7 protein-coding genes are annotated in these 10,438 nt (G+C 64.6%); 2 read left to right on the top strand and 5 right to left on the bottom strand.

Annotated elements, in window-relative coordinates; translation table 11 throughout:
• Positions 1 to 753: 753 nt before the first annotated feature.
• Positions 754 to 1,542: a glutathione S-transferase family protein gene (locus tag AC30NL_RS09775; protein WP_489463810.1), complete on the top strand. Its 789-nt coding sequence runs from the start codon at positions 754 to 756 to the stop codon at positions 1,540 to 1,542.
• Positions 1,543 to 1,840: 298 nt separating this feature from the next.
• Here AC30NL_RS09775 and AC30NL_RS09770 read toward each other — a convergent pair whose 3' ends face one another.
• The 5 genes from AC30NL_RS09770 to AC30NL_RS09750 form a co-directional block, all read right to left on the bottom strand.
• Positions 1,841 to 6,214, bottom strand: a complete 4,374-nt coding sequence (locus AC30NL_RS09770) for a DEAD/DEAH box helicase (protein ID WP_489463809.1) — start codon at positions 6,212 to 6,214, stop codon at positions 1,841 to 1,843.
• 255 nt (positions 6,215 to 6,469) lie between these two features.
• Positions 6,470 to 6,907, bottom strand: a complete 438-nt coding sequence (locus tag AC30NL_RS09765; protein ID WP_489463808.1) for an FKBP-type peptidyl-prolyl cis-trans isomerase — start codon at positions 6,905 to 6,907, stop codon at positions 6,470 to 6,472.
• 333 nt (positions 6,908 to 7,240) lie between these two features.
• Positions 7,241 to 7,378, bottom strand: coding sequence for a hypothetical protein (locus tag AC30NL_RS09760; RefSeq protein WP_489463807.1), 138 nt, complete (start codon positions 7,376 to 7,378; stop codon positions 7,241 to 7,243).
• A 163-nt stretch (positions 7,379 to 7,541) separates the two neighbouring features.
• The gene (gene fghA / locus AC30NL_RS09755) at positions 7,542 to 8,384 is read right to left on the bottom strand and encodes an S-formylglutathione hydrolase (protein ID WP_489463806.1); all 843 of its coding nucleotides are present in this window, start codon (positions 8,382 to 8,384) and stop codon (positions 7,542 to 7,544) included.
• A gap of 10 nt (positions 8,385 to 8,394) precedes the next feature.
• Complete coding sequence (locus AC30NL_RS09750) at positions 8,395 to 9,501, bottom strand: S-(hydroxymethyl)glutathione dehydrogenase/class III alcohol dehydrogenase (protein WP_489463805.1); 1,107 nt, start codon at positions 9,499 to 9,501, stop codon at positions 8,395 to 8,397.
• A 346-nt stretch (positions 9,502 to 9,847) separates the two neighbouring features.
• On the opposite strand from AC30NL_RS09750, the gene AC30NL_RS09745 reads away from it, so the two are divergent.
• Positions 9,848 to 10,291 (top strand): SRPBCC family protein, encoded by a 444-nt coding sequence (locus AC30NL_RS09745; protein WP_489463804.1) that lies wholly within the window; start codon positions 9,848 to 9,850, stop codon positions 10,289 to 10,291.
• Positions 10,292 to 10,438: the final 147 nt, after the last annotated feature.

Here is a 10,438-nt window from a genome sequence, read left to right as displayed (position 1 = left end):
GTTCTAAACGCGGAAGGCAACACGGCCGTGCGCGCCATCGCAAGCGAACGGTCGGCCCGGCGTGGTCGCAGACCCTGGCATGTGTGCACGCTCCTTGCGCGAGAACCGGGAGATCTCCAGTCTGACCGTGGGCGCCAGCATCGGCTCACGGCCCGCATCGGGAAGAGGAGCCGAAGCCGATGATGCACGGGCTGGAGAAGTCAGACTTCGCCATAGTAGCTACGAAGCCTGCGAACAAAGCCGGGCGAACCGGCCGCGGAGTACGTGGAGCCAAGGGCGGGGGCCAAGGGGAACGCGGCACAACCACGCACGCGACGGACTCAGAGCCGAGATAGCGTGTCACAGAGGCTGAACTGTGTACGGCAGGGTGCACATCGACGCAGTGCGTTGATGAGTGGCCTGACCGTCACTACCCGCGGCAGGAGCCGTATGCCCGAATCGGGCACGTACAGATCTGTGCGGGGGGGCGCCCGCGATCAATGACCATCCTCGCCCGGCAGCGATCCATTGAGTTCCAGCAAACATGGATTGGAAAGTCACTCGCGTGTGAATCCAGTTCGCTCCAGTTTTGAACACACGCAACGTACCTCAAACCCCTTGGCCAGCTTCTGGTTACAGATGACGAGGTTGGCCAAGCCGAAAAGGCTGTACAGCTGCGCCTCGTTCTTGGCCAGCCCTTTGTAGCGAACCTCACGAGCACGCAAGTGCAAGCTAGCTTACGCGGCCAGCTTCATGCAACGTGCTCGGCCGCGCATGGTGCTGTTCATCGGCGACGTGTGCACAGCCATCGCCGATACCATTGCCATGCTCGGCGCCAATACCCAGCGCTTCATCCCTGCCCGATCTCGGCCTCGCCCACCCCCCGCAGCGGGGCAGCTTGAACGAAGGAACGTCACCATGATCAAGGTTTACGGCTTTTCGAGGGTCAACGCTGGCGCGCGCGGCCACACCCGCGACCTGCGCGTGCTGTGGGCGCTCGAAGAAATGCAACTGTCGTTCGAGCTGGCCGGCATGGACCATCCTGCACACGACCTGAACACCGAATCCTATCGCCGGCTCAGCCCCTTTGAACAGATCCCGTCGATCGACGATGACGGGTTGGCGCTGTCCGAATCCGCCGCCATCCTCATCTACCTGGCGAAGAAGTCCGGCCGCCTGATCCCCGGCGACCGGGATGGCGAGGCGCAGGTGATGCGCTGGTGCTTCGCCGCAATGAACTCGGTCGAGATGCCGCTGCTCGCCCTGATGGTGCACGACTGGACGGCCGATGGCAGCTGCGGCAAGCCACGTGAGTTCCTGGTCGGTTGGGCGAATCGGGTGCTGACAAACCTGGAGCGCTGGTTCGCTGGCCGCGACTTCGTCGCGACAAACGAATTCACCGTCGCCGACATCCTGATGGCGCATGTGCTTTCGGCGGGCATCAAGGATGAGGGATTGATCGCGCCGTATCCGGGAGTCGCGTCGTATCGCGATCGATGCCTGGCTCGGCCCGCGTGGAAGCGGACCATCGAGGCGTACTGTGCGCGGGTCGAGGCGGGATAGATCGTCCTCGCGTCCAAGACGTGTCCAAGCTACCTTCGCCGCAAAGCCTTCGGGCTTGCTGTACCGACCGCGGTTTAGGTCAGCTGGCTCCCGCGGCTTCGAAGAGTACATAAAGCACCTCGTAACAGCATCCTGAAGTAGACAAACTGGCGAACGTTCCAACCATAAAGTTGGTCTTGGCAAAAAGCGGCGTAGGGCAACAGTGTGCTTTCGTCGCGTTTCGCATGCCTTCGCCGACGAGGTTTCGGACCCCCCCTGAATTGCTCCCCAGGCGCACCGCCTGAGGAGGGCCGACGTCCTATTGCCGCCGCGCCGGCGGCTCGACGCAGCTGCCCGGCCGCTGCTTGCGGAGCAGCAGGTTCTTGACTTCCCATTGGCCGCCAGCGTCCAGCGGCGTCAGGTAGTGCACATCGCCACCGCTCTGTACGGCGATCGGCACGCCGCCCTCGAACAGAACGCGGTTGCTGACCAGCCGCGGGACCTTCTCGCCCGGTGTCAGGATGCCGGCGAGGTTGAGCGGATCGAGTGCCGAGACCGACACTCGCTCGGAGCCCGGAATCTTCGCGGTCTTGCGCAGCGCCGCTACGGCCTCCGGCAGCGCGAACTGTTCGCCCGCGAAGCCACTGACGAAGCGACCGCCGCGCACCTCGCCACGCGCCTCCAGGCGCCGGTAAACGTAATACAGATCGCGCCACGGCGGCAGGCCGTCTTCGCGCTCGAGCAGCTTGCGGAACACCACGCCCCAGCGCCGCAGCAGCACGCGCGCGATGTGCTCGACGTGCGGCGCCGCGAGCGCGCCGGGTACATCGATCGCAGGGCGCGCGCGGCGTGTCAGCGCCCAGCGGCCGGCATCGTCGATCGGGTCGTGGCCGGGTCGCCGGCGCTGTAGCCGCCTGCGCTTGTCGGCCGGCATCACCAGCGCGCGCAGTCCAGCAAACGAATCGCAGCTGACCAGGCCGTGCGCGACCAGCTCGGCCAGCGCCTGCTCGACTTCGATGCCAAGCAGATGGGCGTCGTGCTGCAGGTCGGCAAAGAAGCTCGCGCCGTGCGTGCGCAGCGCGGCCAGCACCTGAAGCGCCTTGTGCGACAGCAGCGCATCGTCGACCGTGGCGGCGCCGAGCTGCTGCCAATGCGCCAACGCGTCGCGCTCGCACAGCAGCACCGGCGTGCCGCGGATCGGGCCGGTGCGGCGCCTGGCTTCGTCGCCGGTCTCGCTGAGCCGCCACCAGACCATGCGACCGGCCGCGCAGAGCTTGTCCAACATATCGGGCGTGTAGTCGCGCACTCGGGCTGCGAGCAGGTCTTCTTCCCACGACAGCGCTGGTGCGGCATGGCCTTCAAGCTGGCGCAGCACGGCAGCCAAGCCTTCTTCGCCTTCGCGGCGCTCGTCGCCGTCGGTAGCGCCCGAGCCGATCGCGAGCTGATGCCAGCGGAACAGGAAGCGCATGAACTGCGCCGGCGGCACTGGCTGGATCTCGGCGCGCAACCGCTCGCGCGTGTAGCGGTGCATGCGCGCGATCAGGCGCCGGTCGCACCACTCGTCGACTCCCACGGCGGTGAACGCGCCGCGCATCGCCGCGCCCTCGGCTTCGAGCCGCAATAGCGCGGGTAGCAGCGCGTCGGCGCTCATGCTGAGCGGCGCTGCCAGTGCCGCCGCGCTCGTCGGCCCGACCAGATCGAGGCGGCCACGCACAATCTCGCGCAGCGCGTCGTCGGGTGCGGGCTGGTACGGGACGACGGCCGAGATCGATGGTATGAACGCAGCCTCGGGGAACACTGCCTGAACCTCGTGCAGACGTTCCGCGGCGACGTGCACGGTATCGCCCGATGCCATCGACAGCCGGGTCGCGCGGCGGTGCGATTCGAGGGCGGCGATGAAGTCAGGATAGGGCGCTTCGGCGCTTGTCAGAAACCCATGCACGACGAGCGCATCGTGCAACTCGTCGGCATTGCCGATCTCGGGCTTGGCTTCGTCGCACACGCGAGCAATCGCCTGCGGATCGAGCCGGCCCAGGTCGGCCGCGGTCTGCACGTCCATCAGCGGCTGAACACTAACGGCCTTGGTACGCCGTTCCTCGGCGGCACCGTCGTCGAGGAACGCATACGGCCGGGCATTCAGGATCGCCAGCGACAGCGGCGACGGCGAGGTCAGCTCGCAGGTGGTGATCTGCACCTCGCCGACCTCGATGCGCGTCAGCAGGCGCACGAAGCCGTCCGCGTCCATCGTGTCGTGCAGACAGTCGTGCAAGGTCTGCGCAACCAGCGGGTGATCGGGGATCTCGCGCTCGCCGATGAGGTTCTCGGCGCAGGCGAGTTGGTCTGGGAACACGACGGTCAAAAGATCCTGTGCGTCGGAGCGCTGGAACTGCGGCGGCGTCTTCTTGCCGCCGTTCATGCGCCGCACCGCCAGCGCCGCGGTGGCATTCCAGCGCCAGCGCGTGCCGAACATCGGCGCCTCCAGCAGCGCCTGCACCAGCAGGTCGCGCGCGGTCCCGGACTTGAGGTAGCCCTTGACCTCGTCGAGCGCAAAGCTGTGCGTCGGCCCGAGCGACAGCACGATGCTGTCTTCAAGTGCGCTGGCCTGCAGCTCGAAGTTGAAGGTACGACAGAAGCGCTTGCGCAAGGCCAGGCCCCAGGCCTTGTTGACGCGCGAGCCGAACGGCGAATGGATCACCAAGTGGGTGTCGCCGACCTCGTCGAAAAAGCGCTCGAAGACGATGCGCCGCTCGCTCGGCAGCACACCGAGCGCGGCCTTGGCGGCGCCGAGGTAGAGCGCGAGCTGCTGCGCTGCGGCGACGGGCATGCCCAGGCCGTCGCGAAGCCAGCGTGCGCAGGCCTCTGCGCCATCGTCGAGCACGGCTTCGGCCGCCTCGCTCAGGCGCGACACTGCGTGGCAGAGTTCATCGCTGCGGCCCAGCGCCTCGCCGAACCAGAATGGCATAGACGGCGGCTGGCCGCGCGCGTCTTCGACCAGCACCTTGCCGGTCTCGACCTTGGCGATGCGGTACGACGCGTTGCCGAGCTGGAAGATGTCGCCGGGGATGCTTTCGAAGGCGAAGTCTTCGTTGAGCGAGCCGACGCGATGGCCTTCTGGCAGCAGCACCACGTCGTAGTCGAACTGGTCGGGGATCACGCCGGCGTTCGTCACCGCGCTGAGCTTGGCGCCGCGGCGCGCGCGCATCACGCGGTTGACCGCGTCGTAGTGCAGATAGGCGCCGCGCCGGCCACGCCGCGTGCTGTAGCCGTCGGCCAGCATCTGCACGACCTGCTCGAACTCCTGCAGCGCGAGCTGCTCGTACGGGCCTGCGCGGCAGCACAGCGTGTACAGCGCATCAAGTTCCCATTCGCGACACGCCGTTTCGGCGACGATCTGCTGAGCCAACACGTCGAGTGGCTTCGGCGGCACGCGAATGCGGTCGAGCTCGCCGCGCTGCACTGCATCGAGCAGCGCGGCGCACTCGAGCAGATCGTCGAGCGACAGCGGGAACAGCCGCCCTTTCGGGGTCGCGCCGATCGCATGGCCAGCACGCCCCACGCGCTGCAGCAATGCGTTGATCGCGCGCGGCGAGCCAAGCTGACAGACGAGGTCAATGTCACCGATGTCGATTCCGAGCTCAAGCGAACTGGTGGCCACCAACGCCTTGAGTTCGCCGGCCTTCAGGCGCTGCTCGGCATGGAGGCGGTGTTCGCGGGCGAGGCTGCCGTGGTGTGCGGTGACGTGCTCCTCGCCCAGGCGCTCGGCCAAATGGCGCGCGCAACGCTCGGCGATGCGGCGCTGGTTGACGAAGATCAGCGTCGTACGGTGTGCGCGGATCAACTCGGCGAGCCGGTCGTACATCTCGCCCCACACCTCGTTGGCCATCACCGCGGTCAATGGCGAGCGCGGCACTTCGATGGCGAGGTCGCGCTCGCGCACATGGCCGGCGTCGATGATTGCCACGTCGCTGTCGATGGCGTTGCGTGACGCCGCGCCATGCCGCCCGACGAGAAAGCGCGCCATCGTGTCTAGCGGCTTGACGGTGGCCGACAGGCCAATGCGCACCGGCTGGCGTTCGCACAGCGCCTCGAGCCGCTCCAGCGAGAGCATCAGGTGCGCGCCGCGCTTGCTGCCTGCTACCGAATGTAGCTCGTCAACGATCACGCTCTTCACGGACTTGAGCATGCGGCGCCCGGAGTCCGACGTGAGCAGGATGTACAGCGACTCCGGCGTCGTTACCAGGATGTGCGGTGGCGTGCGGCGCATGCGCTCACGCTCTGCGGCGGGCGTGTCGCCGGTGCGAACCGCGGCGCGGATGCCCGGGTCGGGCAGCCCCATTTCCAGCAGGCCGGCGCGGATGCCGGCGAGCGGTTCTTGCAGGTTCTTGCGGATGTCGTTGGACAACGCCTTGAGCGGCGACACGTAAAGCACGTGAACCTCGTCCGCTAGCCCCTGTGCGAGCCCTTCGAGCACCAGTTCGTTGATCGCGGCCAGGAAGGCTGCGAGCGTCTTGCCAGAACCGGTAGGCGCGGCGATCAGAGCATGGCGACGCTGCGACGTGACGGCCCAGGCGCGGGTTTGCACCTCGGTCGCCTGGCCAAAGCGGGTGTGCAGCCAACCGGACACGGCGGGATGAAACATTGCGCCGGCCGGCGTCACAGCCGCCGCGGAATCGTGGTCGAGATCGGACTGCATCGGTGCCCATTCTGATGGCAGTGCCGCTTGGAGGCCGAGGCAAGGTCTTCGCTGCTGGGTGCAAATCTCAGCGGTTGGCACAGCCTGCGCGGATGCATCGGCGAGCATCGAGATCGAAAGGAAATCACGGGATGCGAATTCCTCCTTCGGCACGCCCCGAGGAGGCCTGCCAACTGTCCCCAGTGGCAGGCCTTCGTCGCTTGCTCGCGGCTCGCCCAGTCGGACGATGCCGACGATGCGGACGGTCGTCGACGTTTACTTGCTGATGGCCAGCAGTTCCACATCGAACTGCAGCGTCGCGTTTGGTGGAATCACACCGCCAGCGCCGCGTTCACCGTAGGCGATGGATGCCGGACAGGTGAGTTTGGCTTTTCCGCCCACCTTCATCTTCTGCACGCCCTCGGTCCAGCATTTGATGACGCCGTTCAGCGGAAATTCTGCCGGTTGGTTGTTCTTGTATGAGCTGTCGAACTCACGCCCGTCGGGGAAAGTTCCTCGGTAATGCACCTTGACCTTGTCGGTGGCCGCGGGGCTCGGACCTTCACCTTCCTTCAGCGAGCGGTACACAAGGCCGGTGGATGTAACGACGGCGCCGGGTTCCTTCGCGGCAATTGCGATGGCGGGATCGGATTGCGCCCAAGCCGACTGAATTGAAGCGAGGGCGAGGGCGGCGATGCAAAACGTGAATTTCATCGTGGCTTGCTTGGAGTTGGCTGAGCCGCCATCATCGCCGCCATCGCGGGTGATGCAATCGGTGCAATGCGGCAAACGTGGGGCATTGCCGACAGTGGGGCAAATGTTGCACGGTGGATACCCCCAAGGAAAACTCCCTTTTCCTCTTGGCGGGTGAGCAAGTCCTCCTCCCGCTGAACCGCGTATGGAAGCATCCGCCTTTCATAGTGAAGCGATTCATATGAGCGCCGATCGACGACGTGGTGCAAATAGTCCATGGCGGCGACCGTCTCAGCACTCTCAATGCCGGAGGCTTTCAGCACATGGCCATTCGATTGCAACGAATACGCGGTTTCATTCGCCGGGCTTCGGCACTGGCTCATGTTCGCCATCGTTGGGTTCGGCCGGAACGACCGGCTCGAATTCGGCTTCGACGGGCAGACTGTTCGGATCCGAGTCGTCGGGATGGGGCTGACCGGGGAGAGTTGCCATGGTTGCTTCCTTGCACGTGTCATGGCAACCCTAGGCGCTTCGGATCATTACTGCAAATGCAAGGTCAAAGACCTTGTTCTTCGCCCCCGGGAACGTTGCTTCGAACTCTCAGCCCGAAGTCTTTCGCTTACTTGATGAAATGGTGAAGAGGTTTGCACTTGGCCTACGCCAACGCCCTTGCGTGATGCGCAATGTGATCGGCCATCAAGCTCGCGATGAAGTAATAGCTGTGGTCGTAGCCCGCGTGCCGCCGCAGCGTCAAAGGCTGCTCCGCCTCGCGGCAAGCCGCCTCGAACAAATGTGGATTCAGCTGCTCGTCGAGGAACTTGTCTGCCAGCCCTTGATCGACGAGCAGCCCGGGCAAGCGAGCTCCAAGCTTCACCAACGCCGTTGCATCGTGCTCCGCCCACGTCGATGTGTCGTCGCCGAGATACCCCGTAAACGCCTTGCGTCCCCAAGAGCATTGCATCGGTGCACAGATCGGAGCCAACGCCGAAACACTTCGAAAGAGCGCTGGATGCCGCAGTCCCAGCGTCAAGGCCCCATGCCCGCCCATCGAATGCCCGAAGATGCCGATGCGATCAGGCACGGCCGGGAAGTTCCGCAGGACCGATTCGCGCAGTTCCTGAGTCACATAGCTTTCCATGAGGAAGCATCGCGACCAAGGCGCTTGCGTCGCATCCAGATAAAACCCTGCGCCTTCGCCGAAGTCCCAAGCCTGCGTGGCACCGGCGATGCCTGTGTTGCGTGGACTCGTGTCTGGCGACACCAGCATCAAGCCATGCTCCGCCGCATGCCGCTGCGCGCCTGCCTTGGTTGCGAAGGTCTCTTCGGTGCAGGTCAGTCCCGCCAGAAAAAACAGCAACGGTACTCGCCCATGCGCTGCCTGCGGAGGTCGGTACACACCGAAGCGCATCGGCAACCCGATGACATCTGACGTGTGCTCATGAAAACTTTGCACGCCCCCGAAGCAAGCGTGTTCTGCCAAAGTCCGGATTTCGCTCATCGCGCAGCGTTCAGTACACCACCACTGACCGAATCGACTCGCCGCGCTTCATTAGATCGAAACCTTCATTGATCTGCGACAGGGAGAGGCGATGGGTGATCAGGTCATCGATGTTGAGCTTGCCGTCCATGTACCAATCAACGATCTTTGGCACGTCGGTGCGGCCTCGCGCGCCGCCGAATGCAGAGCCGAGCCAGCGACGCCCCGTCACCAACTGGAAGGGACGCGTGCTGATCTCGGCACCTGCCTCCGCCACGCCGATGATGATGCTCTGGCCCCACCCTTTGTGGCAGCACTCCAGCGCCTGACGCATTGTGTTTGTGCTGCCTATGCATTCGAAGCTGAAGTCTGCACCGCCCTCGGTGAGTTGCACGATGGTATCGACGACGTTGTCGACATCCTTGGGGTTGATGAAATGCGTCATGCCGAACTGTCGCCCGATGGCCTCGCGAGCAGGGTTCAGGTCGACGCCAATGATCTTGTCCGCGCCGACCATTTTCGCGCCTTGAATCACGTTGAGCCCGATGCCTCCAAGCCCGAACACCACCACGTTCGCGCCAGCCTCCACCTTCGCGGTGAAGATGACCGCGCCCACGCCCGTCGTCACTCCGCAGCCGATATAGCAAGCCTTGTCGAAGGGCGCGTCGCTGCGGATTTTCGCGAGCGCGATCTCGGGAACGACGATGTAGTTGCTGAAGGTCGAGGTGCCCATGTAGTGCAGCAAGGGCTTGCCGTCGAGAGAAAAGCGGCTCGACCCGTCGGGCATCAAGCCGCGTCCTTGCGTGCCGCGGATCTTCTGGCAGAGGTTGGTCTTGCGAGACAGGCAGAACTTGCACTGCCGGCATTCGGGCGTGTAGAGCGGAATCACATGGTCGTCGCGCGACAGCGTCGTGACCCCCGGTCCCACATCGACCACAACGCCCACGCCCTCGTGCCCGAGGATGGCGGGGAACAACCCCTCCGGGTCGGCGCCCGAGAGTGTGTAGTAGTCGGTGTGGCAGATGCCTGTGGCCTTCACCTCCACCAACACCTCGCCGGCGCGAGGCCCTTCGAGATCGACGGTTTCGATGGTCAGCGGCGAGCCCGCCTTCCAGGCGACAGCGGCTTTGGTTTTCATTTGGATTCCTCTCGCTCAGTGGGAATTGGGGGAGGGCACGATACCGGAACCGGCGAGCTTGCATCTGTAGCGTAAGGATTTGGCCCGAAGCAATTTCCCGTTTTGGGGGCGCTGGGCGAGCGCGCTGCGGCGTTGCTCCTCGCTTGTGGGGCTCGCCACACGGCGCTCGGAGCGCCTTGCATCGCATCCCGCCCAGCGCCCCCAAAACGGGAAATTGTTTCTGGCCAAATCCTAAGCCTAAGGTGTCGGAGCCATCGAATGGGCATGCCGACTGCCCGCATTTCACATACCCAGGCGCCCACGGGTGCCGCCCGCCGCAACAGCGGCATTAACCGGAGCATCGGAAATGGCAGAAGCAACCGCCCGTGTGTCGAAAACCATCGCAGCCACGCCTGCGATGATCTGGAAAGCCCTGATCACGCCGGCGTTGATCAAGCGCTATTTCTTTGGTTCCAACGTCGAAAGCGACTTCCGCGTCGGCAGCCCCATCTGGTGGCGCGGTGAGTTCAATGGAAAGAAATACGAAGACAAAGGCGAGGTGCTCGATATGCAAGCCGAGAAGCGCCTGAGCGTGTCGCACTGGAGCCCCTTGTCGGGCGGCGCCGATACACCGGAGAACTATCACGTTGTCACGTTCGAACTGAAGCCGCAGGGTTCGTCGACGGTGGTGACCTTGATACAGAGCAACCTGAAGGGCGGCGTGAAACCCAGCGACGCAGAGAAGCGGCAGGAGTTCGAGAAGAACTGGACGATGGTCCTGGACGGCTTGGACAAGGTGGTCGCCATGTAAGGATTTGGCCCGGAATAAGTTCCCGTTGTGGGGGCGCTGGGCGGGATGCGATGCAAGGCGCTCCGAGCGCCGTGTGGCGAGCCACACAAGTGAGGAGCAACGCCGCAGCGCTCCCGCCCAGTGCGCCTAAAGCGGGAAATTGTTTCG

The organism is Rhizobacter sp. (genome assembly GCA_021153565.1).
Lineage (GTDB): Bacteria > Pseudomonadota > Gammaproteobacteria > Burkholderiales > Burkholderiaceae_C > Albitalea.
This window is presented reverse-complemented; position numbering and strand designations above follow the sequence as displayed.